We start from the raw sequence: 17,674 nt of genomic DNA, 5'->3' as shown, positions 1-17,674 counted from the left end.
TCCAGCCTAGTGGGCCGTCCGCAGGCCCTCGGACGCGTCAGTTCTTGGCGAGGGCCGCGCGCTGCGCCATGCCGACGTTGCGCTCGAGAGCGGCGGCGAGCCCGGGATGCCGCACCAGCGCGGGGTCCTCGGCGAGAAGCCGCTCGGCCGCCACCCGCGCCTCGGAGATGATGTCGGCGTCCTTCACGACCCGCAGCAGCCGCAGCGACGAGCGCGCCCCGGACTGCGCATCGCCGAGCACGTCGCCCTCACCCCTCAGCTCGAGGTCGATCTCCGCGAGCGCGAAGCCGTCGAGCGTCGAGGCGACGGCTTCCACACGCTCGCGGGCGGGGGTGCCCAGCGGAGCCTCGGTGACCAGCAGACAGAGCCCCGGGACTCCGCCGCGTCCCACGCGTCCGCGCAGCTGGTGCAGCTGTGAGACACCGAACCGGTCGGCCTCGAGGATCGCCATCGTCGAGGCGTTCGGCACGTCGACGCCCACCTCGACCACGGTCGTGGCCACGAGCACATCGATGTCGCCCCGGGCGAAGGCCTGCATGACCGCGTCCTTCTCGTCCGACGGCATCTTGCCGTGGAGGACCTCGACGCGGATGTTCGAGAACGACGGATGCCGCGACAGCAGGTCGGCGACCTGGACGACGCCCCAGCGGGTCCGGGTCGACTCGCCCTGCGCGTCGCCGGCGGGCTCGTCGGCGGTGTCGTCCTTGGTGAGCTTCTCGGCGTCGATGGCGGCGCACACGACGAACGCCTGACGCCCCTGTGCGACCTCTTCGGCGACGCGCTCCCACACTCGCGCGAACCAGCCCGGACGCTCCGCGAGCGGAGCGACGAAGGTCTCTATGCCCGCACGGCCGGCGGGCATGGTGCGAATCGTCGACACGTCGAGATCGCCGAACACCGTCATCGCCACCGTGCGCGGGATGGGGGTGGCCGTCAGCACGAGCGCGTGCGGCGAGGATCCCTTGGCGCGCAGCGACTCGCGCTGCTCCACTCCGAAGCGGTGCTGCTCGTCGACGACGACGAGACCGAGGTCGGCGAAGGTCGTGCTCTCGCTCAGGAGCGCGTGCGTCCCGACGACGATGAGCGCCTGTCCGGACGCGGCGCGCAGCGCCGCCTTGCGGCGCTCCGCTGCCGGGAGCTGCCCCGTGAGGAGCGTGGGCATGAGCTCGGGGGCGAGCCTCGGCCCCAGCATCCGTGCGATCGATCGCACGTGCTGCGCCGCCAGGACCTCGGTCGGCGCGATGAGGGCCGACTGACCACCGGACTGCGCGACCTGGAGCATCGCGCGCAGCGCGACGAGCGTCTTGCCGGAGCCGACCTCGCCCTGGACCAGGCGGTTCATGGGCCAGTCCCCCTGCAGGTCGCGCGCGACGTCGTCGCCGACGGTGATCTGGTCGGGCGTCCGCGGGAACGGCAGTGCCTCGTCGAATCGATCGAGCAGCGTTCCCGCCGCACGCTTGGTCGCCGACAGCGCACGGACGAACTGCCGCTGCTGCAGGAGCGCGACCTGGAGGACGAAGGCCTCCTGCATGCGCAGCGTGGCCCGCGCCGGGTCGATCTGCTCGAAGTCGGTCGGACGGTGGATGTGCTCGATGGCGGACCGGGCGTCGATCAGGCCGTGTCGTGCGCGCAGCTCGTCGGTGAGCGGCTCGGGCACCTCGCCGAGTCCGTCGAGGACGAGTTCGACGATCTTCTGCAGCTGCCAGCTCGCGACCGTGCTCGTCGCCGGGTAGATCGGGATGGGAAGGTTCGCGTTCGCCTGCACCTTGAGCCGCGCCGTGTCGGCATCTTCGAACAGCTCGTAGTCGGGGTGCGCGAGCTGCTGTGCGCCCTTGTAGATGCCCACCTTGCCCGCGAAGATCCCCTGCCGGCCGGGCTGCAGGTCGCGCACCCGCCACGACTGGTTGAAGAAGGTCAGCGACATCTCGCCGTTGCCGTCGCTGATCACCACCTCGAGCAGCGAACCGTTCCGGTTCTTCATGCGCCGTTCGCTCACACGGCGCACCTCCGCGACGATCGTCACCGGCTCGCCGAGCGGCAGTGTCGAGATCGGCGTCAGCTCGCCATGGCGGGCGTAGCGGCGGGGATAGTGGACGAGCAGATCGCCGACCGTCGTCATGCCGAACGCGCGCTCGAGGGCCGCCGCCGTCTTGCCGCCGATCGCGCCGCCGAGGCTCGAGTCGAGGGTGAAGGAGGCCACGCCACGAGTCTAGGAGTGAGCGGCGACGTCCCGTGCGCGGGCCGAAGACGCCGGGCCGATATCGTGGGAGCGTGACGCGCATCATCGCCGGCCGTGCGGGCTCGCTCATGCTCGACGTGCCGGACGCCGGCACCCGGCCCACGAGCGATCGCGTGCGCGAGTCCCTCTTCGGCGCCCTGGAGTCCGCCGACGCCCTCCGTGGCGCCGCCGTGCTCGACCTCTACGCCGGCTCGGGCGCACTCGGGCTCGAAGCGGCGAGTCGCGGTGCGGTCTCGGCCGACCTCGTCGAGAAGTCCCCGCGCGCCGCGACCATCGTCCAGCGCAACGCGAGCCGGGTGACGAAGGCCATCGGCGCCGGCAGCACGATCCGCGTGCACCGCGCATCGGCCGACGCCTTCCTGCGCTCGGCGCGCGGCCCCTTCGACCTGGTCTTCCTCGATCCGCCGTACGACCTCGGCGAGACGGAGCTGTCGTCGACCCTGGCGCTGCTCGTGCCGGTCCTCGCCGCCGGTGCGGACGTCGTGATCGAGCGCGCCACGCGCTCCCCCGAGCCGAGCCTGCCCGACGGACTCGTCGCCACGCGCTCGAAGCGCTACGGCGACACCGCGATGTGGTGGGCGACCACGGCTGACTGACCGACGGCGAGCACCGAGGCGTCGCTCCGACGCCGGATCAGCCGTTGCCCGCGTCCCAATCGCGGTAGGGGTCCCAGCCGCCACGCCCGTCGTGGGGCCGGCCGTCGACGAGCACGGCGTCGTGGCCTCTCGGCTGCACCACGCCCACGCGGACGAACCCGTGCGGCAGCGGCCGGTTCGCCGGGAACGTCGCCAGCAGCGCGTGATCCTCACCGCCCGCGAGGGCGGATGAGACGTCGGATCCCAGCGCCGCCGACTCGAGGGCGATGGTGACTTCGGATGCCGCGGCCATGCGCGACGCGTCGAGCACGAGCCCGTCCGACACGTCCATCATCGCTGTCGCGCCCGCGTCGGCCGCCTCGGGACCGAGCCACACAGGAGGCGACGGACGCAGCTGGGCCGCGAGGTCGGCGAGCTCCGCGTGGTCGAGCAGGCTCTCGTCGACCGGGATCGGGTGGCCCGCGGCATCCGTGAATCGCTCGAACAGGATCCCCAGGCCGCGCGCCGCGCGTCCCAGGTCGCCCGCCACGGCGACGAGGTCGCCGGGTTCGGCGCCGGAGCGCAGCACGGGTGAGCGACCCGCGAGAGCCCCCAGCGCGGTCACTGCGATCGTGAGGGTGTCGGAGACCGTGAGGTCGCCGCCCTCGACGCGGCAGCCGGGCGCGAGGTCGCGGCAGGCGGCGCGCAGGCCGTCCGCGATGCCGGTGACGAACGAGAGCCGAGTCGCATCGGGCATGGCGAGGGCGACGAGCAGCGCGGTGGGCGTCGCCCCCATGGCCGCGACGTCCGCGAGGTTGACGGCAGCCGCCTTGTAGCCGAGGTCGAAGGCGCTCGACCATGCGAGGCGGAAGTCGGGACCGTGGACGAGTGTGTCCACCGTCGCCACGACGCGGCCGTCCGCGGCGGCGATCACGGCAGCATCGTCGCCCGGTCCGACGACGGCGTTCGACTCGCCGAGGCGCTCCAGGATGCGCCGCAGGATGCGCCCCTCGCTGAGCTCGCCCACCGTCGGATCCCTGCGCTCTTCGACCACACGACCACGCTACCGGTGCCGACATCGCCCGCCGCGCCGCCGGGTTAGCCTGGAACGGTGCGTGTTCTCCCCTCCCTGATTGCGTTCGGGCTCACGATGGTGGCCGCCGTCGGCGTGACGGGGTGCACCACCACCGTCGACCTGGATCCCGCGGAGGCCGCGAACGATCCGCTCTGCGCGGAGGTCACCTCGAACCTCCCGGGAACGGTCAGCGGTCAGGCGCGCCGGTGGACCGATGCGCAGGCCACCGGAGCATGGGGCGATCCGGCCAAGGTGCTGCTCACCTGCGGCGTCGAGCCGCCGGGGCCGACCACCCTCCCCTGCCAGGACGTCGCGGGCGTCGACTGGATCATCGACGACTCCGACGCGCCGCGCTTCCGCGTGACCACGTTCGGCCGCACCCCCGCCGTGGAGATCTACCTCGACACGACCGCGGACGAGGACGGCGACGGTGTGTCGAGCCGCGACGTGCTCGACGCCCTGTCGCCGATCGTCAGCGTGCTGCCGGTCGACGGCCGGTGCCTGGATCGGGGCGAGGCGACCCCCGCTCCCTGATGCCCCGGCTCAGCGAGCCGCGCGGACGGCGACCGTCTGCCGGGCGCGCTCGAGTGCGGTGTCGATGAGCTCCGTGATGAGCTCGGGGTACGACATCCCTGACGCGATCCAGCACTTCGGGAACATCGAGATCGGCGTGAACCCCGGCATCGTGTTGAGCTCGTTGACGTAGAGCCCGTCTGCCGCGAGGAAGAAGTCGACGCGCGCGAGACCCTTGCCGTCGACCGCCTGGAACGCACGGATGCCGAGCTCCTGGATAGCGGCGATCTCGCTGTCGGTCAGGTCTGCGGGGCAGACCACCTCGGCACCGTCGCCGCCGAGGTACTTGCCCTCGAAGTCGTAGAACTCGCGCGTCGTGAGAACGATCTCGCCCGGCAGCGAGGCGCGCGGGGCGGCGCCGCCGCGTCCTTCCAGGATGGCGACCTCGACCTCCCGTCCGACGATCGCCGACTCGATGAGCACCTTGTCGTCCTCGGCGAACGCGAGAGCGAGCGCCGCATCGAGCTCCGACGGGTCGTGGACCTTCGAGACGCCGACGCTCGACCCGGCGCGCGCAGGCTTCACGAAGGACGGCTCACCGAGGGCCGCAGCATCCGCTCGCACGCCGTCAGGGTCGCGCTCCCAGCGCTCCTGCGTCACGGTGACCCACGGGGAGACGGGCACGCCCGCCGCCTGCAGGACGATCTTCATGAAGTGCTTGTCCATGCACAGCGCGGAATCGAGCACGCCACCGCCCGCGTACGGGATCTCCAGCGTGTCGAAGTAGCCCTGGATCGTGCCGTCCTCACCGTGCACGCCGTGCAGGATCGGGAGCACGACATCGAGGGCGCCCAGGTCGTCGACGGTTCCGTCGGCGCGGCGCACGCGCAGTTCGCGGTCACCGACCTCGGGCCACAGCACACGGGTGCCGTTGTCGACGACCTCCGGAAGCCGTTCGGCGTCGAGGGCGAACTTGTCGGGGTCGTCGTCCTCGAGCACGAAGACGCCGTCCCGCGTGATCCCGACGGGGATCACGCGGTAGCTGTCACGGTCGATCGCCCGCAGCACCCCGCCCGCCGTTGCGGAACTGATCGAGTGCTCGCTGGATCGACCGCCAAAGAGCACCGCCACCGCCGGCTTGTCCATTCGTCGTCCTCTCGCCCTGGGGGGTGTCGTCGTCGGTCGTGAGATGCGGCGCGATGTCGCGTGGGTTCATGGTGCCGTCGAGCACCATCTTCACCTGCTCGACGATGGGCATCTGCACGCCCACCTCCCGCGCCAGCTGCAGGATGGGCGCGACGGACGCGAGCCCCTCCGCCGTCTGGTTCATCTGCTTGACGACGTCGTCGAAGCGATAGCCCTGGCCGAGCAGTCGCCCGGCGGTGTTGTTGCGGCTCAGCGGCGACTGACAGGTCGCGATGAGGTCGCCGAGCCCGGCGAGACCCTGGAGCGTCTCGTGCTGGGCGCCGAACGCCACCGCGAAGTCCGTCATCTCGACGAGGCCGCGCGTGATGATCGAGGCCTTCGTGTTCTCGCCGTAGCCGACGCCGTCGACGATGCCGATCGCCACCGCGATGAGGTTTTTGAGCACGCCGCCGAACTCGGTGCCGATCACGTCGGTGTTCACGAACGTGCGGAAGTACCTGTTGCGCGCGCGCCGGGCGACAGCCTCGGCCGTCTCCTGGCTCGTCGACGAGATGACGGCCGCGGTCGGCTGCTCGCGGGCGATCTCGAGGGCGAGGTTGGGGCCGGAGGCGACCGCGATGCGCGCGGGGTCGCAGTGCAGCTCCTGCTCGATGACCTGGCTCATGCGCAGGCCCGTCCGCCGCTCGACACCCTTCATGAGCGACACGATGGGGGCGTCGCTCTGCGCGATCAGCGGGCGGACCGCTTTGAGGTTCTGGCGCACAGCCTGGCTCGGGATCGACAGGTAGATCTGCTCGGCGCCCTCGAGCGCCTCCGAGAGATGGTGGGTGGCGTGCATGTCGCGCGGCAGGTTGATGCCGGGGAGGTACTCGCTGTTGCGCTTGCCCTCCTGGATCTCGCTCGCGAGCTCGGGGCGACGCGCCCACATCGTGACGTGGGCGCCGCCGTCGGCCAGGATCTTGCCGAACGTCGTGCCCCAGCTGCCCGCGCCGATGACGACGACGCGCGGGCGCGCGGCATCTTGCCTACGACTCAAGGCGCCCCGTCTCCTTCTGGCCGTGATCGGCCGGGTTCCAGCGCTGTGGAGGTGCGGGCTCGCCGCGCAGCTGCGAGAGGAGGCCCGAGATGTCGGCCATCACGGCGTCCGTCGCCGCGACGAGCGCGGTCTGCGACGACGCCGATCCGGCATACGCCGACAGGTCGACCGGGTCGCCCACGATCACGCGCACGCGCCGGCGCAGCGGCCAGAGCTTGAGCTTTCCGTAGCGCGGGAGCACCTGCTGCGAGCCCCAATGCGCCATGGGGATGACCGGGATGCCTCCGGCCAGCGCAAGACGGACAGCTCCGGTCTTGCCGCGCATCGGCCAGAGGCCCGGCTCGCGGGTGAGCGAGCCCTCCGGGTAGACGATCACTCCGCGACCGTGCTCCACGAGGGTCTGCGACGCCTCGAGCGTGGCGCGAGCGGCCGCAGCCGACGTCGCGCGAGCGACCGGCACCATCCCCGTGATGCGCAGGATCCACCCCAGCACCGGCACGCGGAACAGGCTCTCCTTCGCCATGAACCGGGGGGCGCGGCCCAACCGCCACACTGCGAGGGCGACCACGAGTGGATCGACCTCGCTCATGTGGTTCGGAGCGAGCACGTAGGCACCATCGCGCGGGAGCTTCCTGCCGTCCTCGATCTCCAGTTTGAAGAGCAGGCTCAGAAGCGGCACGAGCAGTCCGGCCAGCGGCCAGAAGACGCTCGGTCGCGTCTTCTCAGCCGACGCTCGCGGTCGATCAGTGGCCACCGGGCTATCCGATGACGTCGAAGTCGGCGCCGAGCTGGTCGAGCTTGGCGAAGAACTTCTCGTAGCCGCGACGGATGATCCCGACGTTGCGGACGACCGACTCCCCCTCGGCGGCCAGCGCCGCGATCACGTAGCTGTATCCACCGCGGAGGTCGGGGACGACCACATCGGCGCCGTGGAGAGGTGTCGGGCCGTTGATCACGGCCGCCTGCTCCAGGGCTCGGCGGGGAACTCGGCGGCCGGGGGCGTCGATGCCGTCGCGGTGCACGACGATGTCGGCGCCCATCAGGTTGAGGGCCTCGGTGAATCCGAGCCGGTTCTCGTACACGGTCTCGTGCACGGTCGACGTGCCCGGGGCCTGCGTGAGCGCGACGATGAGCGGCTGCTGCCAGTCGGTCATGAAGCCGGGGTGCACGTCGGTCTCGACGACGACCGGCTTCAAGGCGCCGCCGCGGCGGAACTGGATGCCGTCTTCGCGGACGTCGAACCATCCGCCGGCCTTGCGGAAGACGTTGAGGAAGGTCAGCATCTCCTGCTGGCGGGCTCCGCCGACGAAGATGTCGCCGTCGGTCGCCAGCGCAGCGCACGCCCACGAGGCTGCCTCGTTGCGGTCGAAGATCGCGCGGTGGTCGTATCCGCGCAGCGAGTCGACGCCCTCGATGAAGATGACGCGGTTCGGCTCGTACGAGATGATGGCGCCCATCTTCTGGAGCACCGCGATGAGATCCATGATCTCGGGCTCGATCGCCGCGTTGCGCAGCTCCGTCACGCCCTTCGCCCGCACGGCCGTGAGCAGCACCTGCTCGGTCGCGCCGACGCTCGGATACGGCAGTTCGATGTTCGCACCGTGCAGCCCATCGGGCGCGGTGATGCGGATGCCCTCGTAGCTCTTGTCGACGACGGCCCCGAAGGCGCGCAGCGCGTCCATGTGGAAGTTGATCGGGCGGTCCCCGATGCGGCAGCCGCCGAGATCGGGGATGAGCGCCTCGCCGAGGAGGTGCAGCAGCGGCCCGCAGAAGAGGATCGGGATGCGGGAGGCCCCGGCGTGCGCGTCGATCTCTTCGAAGTGCGCGGCGACGGCCCCACTCGGGTCGAGGTGGATCGTGCCCTCCTCATCGCCGTCCACGACGCGGACACCGTGGACTTCGAGAAGGGATCGGACCACCTGGACGTCGCTGATGTCGGGGACGTCGCGCAGCGTGCTGGCGGTCTCTCCGAGGAGAGCTGCCACCATCGCCTTCGTGACGAGGTTCTTGGCGCCCTTGACCTCGACGCGGCCGGTCAGCGGTCGCCCGCCCCGGATCGCGAGGACTTCGCCGGTCAGTTCCTGCTCTCCCGCTTCGGCAGTGGTGCTTTCGCCGGCGGCGACGTTCAGGAGCGGCTTCATCCGGTGGTCCTCACTTGGTGTGCAGAGGGGGGCTTGCGACGGTCGGGTGCCCGGGGTCTGGGCGCCCGGCCCGGCTTACGGAACGGGAAGCGTCCGCGGCCGCCACGCCTCTCGGCGAGCCTCGAACTGCGCGATCCTGTCTGCGTCGCGCAGCGTGAGCCCGATGTCGTCGAGCCCTTCGAGAAGCCGCCACCTAGTGTAATCGTCGATCTCGAAAGGGAGCTCCAGCGCGCCGAGGCGCGCGGTGCGGGCGTCGAGGTCGACCGTCATCGACACGCCTGGATCCGCCTCGATGGCGGCCCACGCGGCCTCGAGGTCGGCCTCGGAGATCACTCCGGCGACGAGCCCCTGCTTGCCCGCGTTCCCGCGGAAGATGTCGGCGAACCGCGGGCTCAGCACGACCTTGAACCCGAAATCGCGCAGCGCCCACACGGCGTGCTCACGGCTCGAGCCGGTGCCGAAGTCGGGGCCGGCGACGAGGATGCTGGCACCTGCGTACACCGGCTGGTTCAGCACGAACTCGGGGTCCTGGCGCCAGCTGGCGAACAGGGCGTCCTCGAAGCCCGTCTTGGTGACGCGCTTCAGGTAGACGGCGGGGATGATCTGGTCGGTGTCGACCGCGGAGCGCTTCAGCGGCGCGGCGATGCCGGTGTGCGTCGTGAACTTCTCCATGTCAGGCCTCCGTGCTCTCGGCTGCGGCCGCGACGGGCGCGGGAAGATCGCCCGGGCTCGCGAGGCGGCCCATGACGGCGGTGGCCGCTGCGACGAGCGGCGAGACGAGGTGGGTGCGGCCGCCCTTGCCCTGACGGCCCTCGAAGTTGCGGTTGCTCGTGGAGGCGCAGCGCTCCCCCGGAGCGAGCTGGTCCGGGTTCATGCCGAGGCACATCGAGCAGCCGGCGAAACGCCACTCGGCGCCGAAGTCCTCGATGACCTTGTCGAGGCCCTCGGCCTCGGCCTCGAGGCGGACCCGGGCCGAGCCCGGGACGACCATGACGCGGACACCGTCCGCCTTCGTGCGGCCTGCGATGACCGACGCGAACGCACGGAGATCCTCGATGCGGCTGTTCGTGCACGACCCCATGAACACGGCGTCGACGGGCACCTCTTTGAGCGGGGTGCCGGGCACGAGATCCATGTACTCGAGCGCACGCTCTGCGGCGGCGCGCTCGTTGGGGTCGGCGAAGTCTTCCGGCGACGGGACGGTTGCGCTCAGCGAGACGCCCTGGCCCGGATTGGTTCCCCACGTCACGAACGGCTCGAGCTCGGCGGCGTCGAGGAACACCTCGGCGTCGTAGACCGCGCCCTCGTCGCTCGGGAGCGTCCGCCAGTAGGCGACGGCGTCGTCCCAGTCCTGACCGGTCGGCGCGTGCGCACGGCCCTTCACGTACGCGAAGGTGGTCTCATCGGGCGCGACCATTCCCGCGCGGGCGCCGGCTTCGATCGACATGTTGCAGATCGTCATGCGGCCCTCCATGGAGAGGGACCGGATGGCGCTGCCGCGGAACTCGAGCACGTACCCCTGCCCGCCGTTCGCGCCGATCTTGGCGATGATCGCGAGAACGATGTCCTTGGCGGTGACGCCGGGCTTCAGCTCACCCTCGACCGTGATCGCCATGGTCTTGAAGGGCTTGAGCGGGAGCGTCTGCGTCGCGAGGACATGCTCGACCTCGCTGGTGCCGATTCCGAACGCCATCGCGCCGAACGCGCCGTGCGTGGAGGTGTGCGAGTCGCCGCAGACCACCGTGATGCCGGGCATGGTCAGACCCAGCTGTGGCCCGACGACATGGACGATGCCCTGCTCCTTGTCGCCGAGCGAGTGCAGGCGCACGCCGAACTCCGCGGCGTTGCGCCGCAGCGTCTCGATCTGGGTGCGGCTCGTGAGGTCGGCGATCGGCTTGTCGATGTCGAGCGTCGGGGTGTTGTGGTCCTCGGTCGCGATCGTCAGGTCGAGGCGCCGCACCGGGCGGCCCTCCGCCCGCAGACCGTCGAACGCCTGGGGGCTGGTGACCTCGTGCACCAGGTGCAGGTCGATGTAGATCAGGTCCGGCTGACCGTCTTCGCCGCGGACGACGACGTGGTCATCCCACACCTTCTCGGCGAGGGTGCGGGGACGGTCGGGAATGCCGGATGCATCGGTCGTGCTCATTGCCAGTCGTTCTCCTCTGTGGGACTGCGCCCGAAAGGGTGGGGCCCGCGACGAACTCCGCGACGAGGGAGGCCTGGGGACTAGGACTCGTCGCGGCCGCTAAGGAGAAGGCGAGCGATCCGCACGTGCCCAGGCTACCACCGTCGAAACCGGCACCCGCGCCGCCGCCGTCATCTGCCGTCTCCCCCGCGCTCCCGCGCCTCGGGCCGCCGACGACGGTCGGCGGCCCGAGGGATACGGCTGCGGAAGGCGATCAGCGAGCGTCGTCCGAACGGGGCTGATCGACCGTGGGAGGAGTGCCCTTCTCGTCCGCCACGACGGCGGCCGCAGCATCCGCGGACGGCATCTTCTTCTCACGCGCGGACGCGACGAGGCTCGCCACCGTCGCGACCAGCATGGAGACGATGATGACGCCGAGCGACATCCACGTCGAGATCTCGGGCGCCCATTCGATCGGCTCGCCGCCGTTGATGAACGGAAGCTCGTTGACGTGCATGGCGTGGAAGACGAGCTTCAGACCGATGAAGGCCAGGATGAACGCGATGCCGTAGTGCAGGTAGCGGAGGCGATCCAGCAGGTCGCCGAGGAGGAAGTAGAGCTGACGCAGACCCATCAGGGCGAAGATGTTCGCCGTGAAGACGATGAACGCGCTCTGGGTGATGCCGAAGATGGCGGGGATCGAATCGATCGCGAAGAGCAGGTCGGTGATGCCGATCGCCGCGAAGACGATGATCATCGGCGTCCACATCTTCTTGCCGTCCACCACGGTGCGGATCTTCGCGCCGTCGTAGGAGTCGCTGATGTCGATGGTGCGACGCAGCAGGCGCACGACGAAGTTCTCCTGCTTCACGTCGGAGTCGTGATCGCCGCCGGGGAATGCCTGACGCCACGCGGTCCACACCAGGAACGCGCCGAAGATGTAGAAGATCCAGCTGAACTGCTCGATCACCGCGGCGCCGACCAGGATGAAGATTCCGCGCAGCACGAGGGCGATGATGATGCCCACCATCAGCACCTCCTGCTGGTAGCGGCGCGGCACCGCGAACTGCGACATGATCAGCACGAAGACGAACAGGTTGTCGATCGACAGGCTGTACTCGGTGAGCCAGCCGGCGACGAACTGGCCGGCGTACTCGGGCCCGGCGACGATCCACATGATGCCCGCGAAGATGAGAGCGAGCGTCACGTAGAAGACGACCCACAGCGTCGACTCGCGAGTCGACGGGATGTGCGGCCGCTTCAGGATCAGCAGGAGATCCGCGAGGAGGATCAGGGTGAGGATCACGAGCGATCCGATTTCGAACCACAGCGGGAGTTCGAGGTCCATGGAGGGCCTTTCGAAGGGGAGATGAGAGGGGTCGGCGGAATCCGAAAGTCTCTCCCCCGCCGGCTGACCGCCTGCGGCGCGCACCCGGGGTCGCAATGTCGGGACCCGTGATGACGGATGCGCGGTGTCGGGATACTCCCTCTCGCTCGCAACAGGATACAGGCTCGGCGGGGGGCGACCGGCGCCGGTGAGACGATCCGGGCAACGCGGACACTGACACGGTGAGAGACAATTCGGAGGATGGGGATGACGGGCGAGGACCTGCCGCGCGACGCCGAGCTCGTCGTGCTGGCTGCGGGCGGGAGCGAGCACGCCTTCCGCACGCTGTACCGGGCGTACGTGCGCCCGGTGTACTGGCTGGCGCACGGGCTCGTCGGCAACCCGGCGGACGCCGAGGAGGTCACGCAGGAGACGTTCCTCGTCGCCTGGCGCAAGCTCCCCGACCTCGAGCTGGTCGGCGATTCGCTCCTGCCCTGGCTCGCGACGATCTGCCGGTTCCAGTCCGCGAACCGCATCCGCAGGCAGCGGCGAGACCGCGAGCACACCGGAGCCGCGGCCGACGAGAGCCTGCCGTCCACGGTCGACGTCGAGCAGCAGGTGATCGACGACCGCCTGGCCGAGGCGATCCTGCACGAGGTCGCCGGACTCGGCGAGCTCGATCGCGCCATCTTCCGGCTCTGCGCGACCGAAGGGTACGCGTACCAGGCGGCCGCCGACGAGCTCGGCGTCGCCCACGGCGTCGTCCGCAACCGTCTCTCCCGCATCCGCACCCGCCTGCGGACCGTTGTGAAGGAGAGCACATGAGCACGCAGCCCCCGGGTCCCGAAACCCCGGCACCCCTCCCCGAGCTCAGCTCAGAGCGCATCGACGAGATCGAGGGCGCTCTCTTCGCCGACATCGCACACGAGCGGAGCCGACGGTCCGCGCAGCGCACGCGGCGAGGACGCCTCTGGATCGCCGGCGGCGCGGCAGCCGCGGTGATCGCCGTCGCGGCCGTCATCGCCCCGTCCGTGGGCTCGCTGGTCGGTCCCTCGGGCGGCGTCGGCGACGAGTCCGCCGTCGCGCCTGCCGACTCCGGGGGCGGCGCGAACACGACGGACTCCTCCGGTGCCGACACGCGCGAGTCCGCACCGCTCACGGTCGCACCCGGCGCAGCCGGTGACACCGCCGCCGGCTCGGCGGCTGCTGACCGCGACATCATCACCACGGCCTCCGCGACGGTCACCGCTGAGGAGGTCGACGCGGCGGCACGCGCCATCGCCAACTCGGCGGTCGCCCACGGCGGCTACGTCGAGTCGCTGAGCGTCGGCAGCGACGGCACGGTGTACCCGGTGAGTCCCACCGACGGCGGCATCGTCTACGACACCATGCCCTCCCCGTATCCGACGGACGGCGCGTGGGTCACCGTCCGCGTCCCGGCCGACCAGCTGCAGAGCGTCGTCGACGAGCTCGACGACGTGGGCGAGGTCACGGCGACCAACCTGTCCCGTCAGGACGTCACCGAGCAGACAGTGGACCTCGAGGCGCGCATCGATGCGGCACAGGCGTCCGTGGACCGCCTCACCGAGCTGATGGCGCAGGCGCAGAGCGTTGCCGACCTCATCGCCGCGGAGGCCGCGCTGTCGGAGCGCCAGGCGACACTGGAGTCCTACCAGCAGCAGCTCGACATGCTGGAGGACCAGGTCGCCATGTCGACGCTGTCGGTGACGGTCCTCCCCGAGGCCGAGCCGGTGACCGCCGATCCCGCCGGGTTCGGCGACGGCCTCGCCGCCGGTTGGAACGGCCTCGTCGCCACGCTCAACGGCATCGTGGTCGCGCTCGGCTTCCTCCTGCCCTGGCTCGCCGTGGCAGCCGTGATCGCGGTCGTGGTGTGGGGCATCGTGCGACTCGTGCGTCGGCGTCGGCGTCTGCGGACGGATGCTGCGACCCCGCCTGCGTCGTCGGTCGACGCCGACCGCCCGACCGACTCCCCCGTGTGACGTTCCCGGTGCGGCGCACCTGAGCGCGCCGGTGCCGGAACAACGAAGAGCCCCCGGGTCCTGTGGACTCGGGGGCTCTGTCACGTGTGTGACCCCAGCGGGATTCGAACCCGCGTTACCGCCGTGAGAGGGCGGCGTACTAGGCCGCTATACGATGGGGCCGTACAGCGCGCCGCAACCGAAGTCGCGACGTTGTTGCCTGACTGGTGACCCCAGCGGGATTCGAACCCGCGTTACCGCCGTGAGAGGGCGGCGTACTAGGCCGCTATACGATGGGGCCGTTCAGGCAACCGTTCGATTATGCCACGGCCCACATGCCCACTCCAAATCGGCGCGGGCACCGGCGCGCCGCCTCCTCGTCGCTTGCTCCGCCGGCGCCGTAGCGCTTGACTCGACCCATGCGAGTCACGAAGTTCGAGCACGCCACCCTGACCCTCGTCGACACCGGCAGCACCGTCGTCATCGACCCGGGGTCGTTCACGGCCCCGCTCGGTGAGCTCGAGGGCGTCGTCGCGATCGTCATCACGCACGAGCACCCCGACCACTGGACGCCGGACCATCTGGACCGCATCCTCCAGACTTTCCCGGGAACGCCGATCTTCGCGCCCGAAGGCGTTTCCCACGCGGCCGAGGGATACAACGTGACGATCGTCCATCCGGGCGACGTCGTCGAGGTCGAGCCGTTCCGCCTCGAATTCTTCGGCGGCCGGCACGCGGTGATCCACGAGTCGATCCCGGTCGTCGACAACGTCGGAGTGCTCGTGAACGACGAGTTCTACTACCCGGGCGACTCGTACGCCGTCCCGAAGGACCGCGCCGTGAAGCTGCTGGCATCGCCGGTCGGCGCCCCATGGCTCAAGATCGGCGAGGCGATGGACTTCGTGCTCGCCGTCGCCCCGCGGCGCGTCTTCGGCACGCACGACATGACGCTGTCGGTCACCGGCCGCGACATGGGCCGCGCGCGCCTGGGCTGGGCGGCCGAGCAGGGCGGCGGGGAGCTCCTCGCGCTGAACCCCGGAGACAGCACCGACATCTGAGCCCGAAGCGCCGAGAGACCCCGCGGAACGCGGACGACGGATGCCGCAGCGGCTTCGACCCGCGGCATCCGTCGTCACATTCTTCGGTGCTTACTGTGCGTCGAGGTCCGTCTCGAGCAGTGTGACCAGGGCGTCCAGCGCCTCTTCGGCGCCGTCGCCGTCGGCCTTGAGGGTCACGACGGTCCCCTGCGAGGCACCGAGGCCCATCAGCGACAGGATGCTGCCGGCGTTGAGATCGGCACCGCCCTCGACCGCGATCGTGACCGGGACGGGCTGCGCCTGCACGGCCTGCACGAAGAGCTTCGCGGGGCGGGCGTGGAGTCCCGAGCTGCTGGCGATGGTGGCCTGACGTTCTGCCATGGTTCTCTCCTGTCTGTGTCGGACCTCAGCGGTCGACGATCTCGATTCTGGCGGACGACGGCCTCAGGCCGCCACGGGTACACGCGCTTCGGCCTCTTCGAGCTCCTTCGGGGCGATCCACTTCTTGAGAGCGATCACGGTGAGCGCAGAGACGACCGTGCCCGCCGCGAGCGCGATCAGGAAGCCCCAGATCGGGTTGATCGCGAACAGGACGAAGATGCCGCCGTGAGGCGCGAGCGACTCGACCGCGAACGCCATGCTGAGGGCGCCGGTGACCGCGCCGCCCGCCATCATCGCGGGGATGACGCGCAGCGGGTCCGCCGCGGCGAACGGGATCGCGCCCTCGCTGATGAACGCCGCGCCCAGCAGCCAGGCCGCCTTGCCGTTCTCGCGCTCGACCGGGGGGAACATGTTGCGTGCCAGCACCGTCGACGCCAGCGCCATCGCGAGCGGCGGGACCATGCCGGCGGTCATGACCGCGGCCATGATCAGGTACGGCGTGGTGTTCTCCGCCGAAGCGGCCGCAAGGCCCGCGACCGCGAACGCGTACGCGACCTTGTTGACCGGACCGCCGAGGTCGAAGCACATCATGAGGCCGAGGATCACGCCGACGAGGATGATCGCGCCGGTCGCGGCAAGGCCCGTGAGCCAGTCGTTGAGCCCGACCATCAGGGTCGCGATGGGCCGGCCGAGGAACAGGATCATGATCCCCGACGCCACGATCGACGCCACGAGCGGGATGATCACGACGGGCATGAGGCCGCGCAGCCAGCGCGGGGCGTTGAATCGCCCGATCCACCATGCGACGTAACCCGCGAGCAGACCGCCGATGATGCCGCCGATGAACCCGGCGCCCATCAGCGCGGCGATCGCGCCGGCGACGAAGCCGGGGGCGATGCCGGGCCGATCCGCGATCGCGAAGGCGATATAGCCGGCCAGCGCCGAGACCAGGAAGCCCATCGACGTCACACCTATGACGAAGAACACCGACCCGAAGTACTGAGCGAGCCCGCCCTCCGGAAGCGCCCACAGGGCGTTGTCCGTGATGACGGTGAACGCCGCGTCGTCCGCGTTGACGTTGACGCCGCCGATGAGGAAGCCGAGGGCGATCAGGAGACCGCCGCCCGCGACGAACGGGATCATGTAGCTGACGCCGGTGAGGAGGATCCGCTGGATCCGAGCACCCCACGACATGGTCTCGGCCGGCGCGGCTGACGCCGCGGTCGCCTCGCCGCCCACGCGGGTCGCCGACGGGTCGTTCGCGGCGGCGACGGCCTCCGAGATCAGCTTGTCGGGCTGCTCGATGCCGCGCTTGACGCCCGAGCGCACGACCGGCTTGCCGGCGAATCGCTGGGGTTCCCGTACGTCGACGTCGGTGGCGAAGATCACGGCGTCGGCGTTGCGGATGACGTCCGCCGGAAGCGCCTGGTAGCCGCTGGAGCCCTGAGGCTCGACGACGAGGTCGATCCCGGCCTTCTTGCCCGCGGCCGTGAGGGCGTCGGCGGCCATGAACGTGTGCGCGATGCCGGTCGCACAGGCCGTGACCGCGACGACGCGTGCCGGCCGGCCGTCGACGACGAGTCCCGATGCGGCACTGGGCGCCGCGGCGGCGGCAGCAGGAGCGGGCGCTGCCGCGTCGCGCTCGCCGATGGCCGCCTGCACGATCGCGACCACATCGTCGTCGGATGAGGCGGCGCGCAATCCCGCAGTGAAGTCCTCCTGCATGAGGCTGCGGGCGAGCTTCGAGAGCACCGCGAGGTGCGCCTCGGCGGCGTCCGCGGGGGCCGCGATGAGGAACACGAGATCGGCGGCGCCGTCCGGCGCACCGAAATCGACGCCCGGCTTCAGCCGCGCGAAGGCGAGGGACGGGGTCGACACCGCGGCGCTCTTGGCGTGCGGGATGGCGATGCCGCCGGGAAGCCCGGTCTCGTCCTTCTCTTCGCGGGCCCACGCGTCGGCGTAGAGCGCTTCGGCGTCGGTCGCGCGACCCTGCGCGACCACGCGTGCGGCGAGGGCCCGGATGACGGCGGCCTTGTCGGCGCCCAGGGGGACGTCGAGGCTCACCAGGCCTGGGGTGATGGTGTCGGACACGGTGACCTC

The 17,674-nt window shown here is 70.6% G+C and carries 16 protein-coding genes and 2 tRNA genes; 5 read left to right on the top strand and 13 right to left on the bottom strand.

All coding sequences use genetic code 11. The features are described from left to right. Positions 1-37 precede the first annotated feature (37 nt). A complete protein-coding gene (locus AC3A46_RS02110) occupies positions 38-2,200 on the bottom strand; it encodes an ATP-dependent DNA helicase RecG (RefSeq protein WP_487663591.1) in 2,163 nt (720 codons plus the stop codon). A 71-nt stretch (positions 2,201-2,271) separates the two neighbouring features. On the opposite strand from AC3A46_RS02110, the gene rsmD reads away from it, so the two are divergent. After that, entirely contained in the window at positions 2,272-2,835 is a 564-nt protein-coding gene (gene rsmD, locus AC3A46_RS02105; RefSeq protein ID WP_487663590.1) for a 16S rRNA (guanine(966)-N(2))-methyltransferase RsmD, read from the top strand. 37 nt (positions 2,836-2,872) lie between these two features. Here rsmD and thiL read toward each other — a convergent pair whose 3' ends face one another. Then, positions 2,873-3,868 (bottom strand): thiamine-phosphate kinase, encoded by a 996-nt coding sequence (gene thiL, locus AC3A46_RS02100; protein ID WP_487663589.1) that lies wholly within the window; start codon positions 3,866-3,868, stop codon positions 2,873-2,875. Positions 3,869-3,925: 57 nt separating this feature from the next. Here thiL and AC3A46_RS02095 point away from each other — a divergent pair, with 57 nt between their 5' ends. Then, the gene (locus AC3A46_RS02095) at positions 3,926-4,423 is read left to right on the top strand and encodes a DUF3515 family protein (protein ID WP_487663588.1); all 498 of its coding nucleotides are present in this window, start codon (positions 3,926-3,928) and stop codon (positions 4,421-4,423) included. A 9-nt stretch (positions 4,424-4,432) separates the two neighbouring features. Here AC3A46_RS02095 and AC3A46_RS02090 read toward each other — a convergent pair whose 3' ends face one another. The 7 genes from AC3A46_RS02090 to AC3A46_RS02060 all read right to left on the bottom strand — a co-directional run bounded on the left by AC3A46_RS02090 (position 4,433) and on the right by AC3A46_RS02060 (position 12,198). Beyond that, positions 4,433-5,548 (bottom strand): D-alanine--D-alanine ligase family protein, encoded by a 1,116-nt coding sequence (locus tag AC3A46_RS02090; protein ID WP_487663587.1) that lies wholly within the window; start codon positions 5,546-5,548, stop codon positions 4,433-4,435. Then, positions 5,448-6,584 carry an NAD(P)H-dependent glycerol-3-phosphate dehydrogenase gene (locus AC3A46_RS02085; protein WP_487663586.1) on the bottom strand — a complete coding sequence of 379 codons (1,137 nt, stop codon included), beginning with the start codon at positions 6,582-6,584 and terminating at the stop codon, positions 5,448-5,450. The genes AC3A46_RS02090 and AC3A46_RS02085 overlap by 101 nt, the downstream gene beginning before the upstream one ends. Then, complete coding sequence (locus AC3A46_RS02080; RefSeq protein WP_487663585.1) at positions 6,574-7,338, bottom strand: lysophospholipid acyltransferase family protein; 765 nt, start codon at positions 7,336-7,338, stop codon at positions 6,574-6,576. The genes AC3A46_RS02085 and AC3A46_RS02080 overlap by 11 nt, the downstream gene beginning before the upstream one ends. A gap of 4 nt (positions 7,339-7,342) precedes the next feature. Further along, positions 7,343-8,725 (bottom strand): UDP-N-acetylglucosamine 1-carboxyvinyltransferase, encoded by a 1,383-nt coding sequence (gene murA, locus AC3A46_RS02075; RefSeq protein ID WP_487663584.1) that lies wholly within the window; start codon positions 8,723-8,725, stop codon positions 7,343-7,345. Positions 8,726-8,800: 75 nt separating this feature from the next. Then, positions 8,801-9,397 (bottom strand): 3-isopropylmalate dehydratase small subunit, encoded by a 597-nt coding sequence (gene leuD / locus AC3A46_RS02070; RefSeq protein WP_487663583.1) that lies wholly within the window; start codon positions 9,395-9,397, stop codon positions 8,801-8,803. A gap of 1 nt (position 9,398) precedes the next feature. Continuing rightward, a complete protein-coding gene (gene leuC, locus AC3A46_RS02065; RefSeq protein WP_487663582.1) occupies positions 9,399-10,871 on the bottom strand; it encodes a 3-isopropylmalate dehydratase large subunit in 1,473 nt (490 codons plus the stop codon). Positions 10,872-11,124: 253 nt separating this feature from the next. Next, entirely contained in the window at positions 11,125-12,198 is a 1,074-nt protein-coding gene (locus tag AC3A46_RS02060) for a TerC family protein (RefSeq protein ID WP_487663581.1), read from the bottom strand. A gap of 246 nt (positions 12,199-12,444) precedes the next feature. On the opposite strand from AC3A46_RS02060, the gene AC3A46_RS02055 reads away from it, so the two are divergent. Next, positions 12,445-13,002 carry an RNA polymerase sigma factor gene (locus AC3A46_RS02055; protein WP_487663580.1) on the top strand — a complete coding sequence of 186 codons (558 nt, stop codon included), beginning with the start codon at positions 12,445-12,447 and terminating at the stop codon, positions 13,000-13,002. After that, the gene (locus AC3A46_RS02050) at positions 12,999-14,177 is read left to right on the top strand and encodes a DUF4349 domain-containing protein (protein WP_487663579.1); all 1,179 of its coding nucleotides are present in this window, start codon (positions 12,999-13,001) and stop codon (positions 14,175-14,177) included. Before AC3A46_RS02055 ends, AC3A46_RS02050 begins: the two co-directional genes overlap by 4 nt. Positions 14,178-14,266: 89 nt before the next feature. Here the strand turns inward: AC3A46_RS02050 and AC3A46_RS02045 are convergent. Beyond that, positions 14,267-14,339, bottom strand: a tRNA-Glu gene (locus AC3A46_RS02045). 42 nt (positions 14,340-14,381) lie between these two features. Next, positions 14,382-14,457: transfer RNA gene (locus AC3A46_RS02040), tRNA-Glu, on the bottom strand. 118 nt (positions 14,458-14,575) lie between these two features. On the opposite strand from AC3A46_RS02040, the gene AC3A46_RS02035 reads away from it, so the two are divergent. Beyond that, a complete protein-coding gene (locus AC3A46_RS02035) occupies positions 14,576-15,214 on the top strand; it encodes an MBL fold metallo-hydrolase (protein WP_487663578.1) in 639 nt (212 codons plus the stop codon). A 90-nt stretch (positions 15,215-15,304) separates the two neighbouring features. Here the strand turns inward: AC3A46_RS02035 and AC3A46_RS02030 are convergent, their stop codons facing one another. Together AC3A46_RS02030 and AC3A46_RS02025 are read right to left on the bottom strand one after the other, a co-directional pair. Further along, complete coding sequence (locus AC3A46_RS02030; RefSeq protein WP_487663577.1) at positions 15,305-15,574, bottom strand: HPr family phosphocarrier protein; 270 nt, start codon at positions 15,572-15,574, stop codon at positions 15,305-15,307. A gap of 63 nt (positions 15,575-15,637) precedes the next feature. Continuing rightward, positions 15,638-17,665 (bottom strand): PTS fructose transporter subunit IIABC, encoded by a 2,028-nt coding sequence (locus tag AC3A46_RS02025; protein WP_487663576.1) that lies wholly within the window; start codon positions 17,663-17,665, stop codon positions 15,638-15,640. Positions 17,666-17,674 lie beyond the last annotated feature (9 nt).

The organism is Microbacterium sp. Soil_C_42, from assembly GCF_057656735.1.
The sequence above is the reverse complement of the archived record's forward strand: the minus strand, read 5'-3'. Positions and strand labels throughout refer to the sequence as shown.

What these genes read in the sequence shown, in the direction of transcription:
- AC3A46_RS02030 (WP_487663577.1), bottom strand. Translation starts at nt 15,574, where the DNA reads ATGGCAGAACGTCAGGCCACCATCGCCAGCAGCTCGGGACTCCACGCC.
- murA (WP_487663584.1), bottom strand. Translation starts at nt 8,725, where the DNA reads ATGAAGCCGCTCCTGAACGTCGCCGCCGGCGAAAGCACCACTGCCGAA.
- AC3A46_RS02090 (WP_487663587.1), bottom strand. Translation starts at nt 5,548, where the DNA reads ATGGACAAGCCGGCGGTGGCGGTGCTCTTTGGCGGTCGATCCAGCGAG.
- AC3A46_RS02060 (WP_487663581.1), bottom strand. Translation starts at nt 12,198, where the DNA reads ATGGACCTCGAACTCCCGCTGTGGTTCGAAATCGGATCGCTCGTGATC.
- leuD (WP_487663583.1), bottom strand. Translation starts at nt 9,397, where the DNA reads ATGGAGAAGTTCACGACGCACACCGGCATCGCCGCGCCGCTGAAGCGC.
- AC3A46_RS02055 (WP_487663580.1), top strand. Translation starts at nt 12,445, where the DNA reads ATGACGGGCGAGGACCTGCCGCGCGACGCCGAGCTCGTCGTGCTGGCT.
- leuC (WP_487663582.1), bottom strand. Translation starts at nt 10,871, where the DNA reads ATGAGCACGACCGATGCATCCGGCATTCCCGACCGTCCCCGCACCCTC.
- AC3A46_RS02035 (WP_487663578.1), top strand. Translation starts at nt 14,576, where the DNA reads ATGCGAGTCACGAAGTTCGAGCACGCCACCCTGACCCTCGTCGACACC.
- AC3A46_RS02050 (WP_487663579.1), top strand. Translation starts at nt 12,999, where the DNA reads ATGAGCACGCAGCCCCCGGGTCCCGAAACCCCGGCACCCCTCCCCGAG.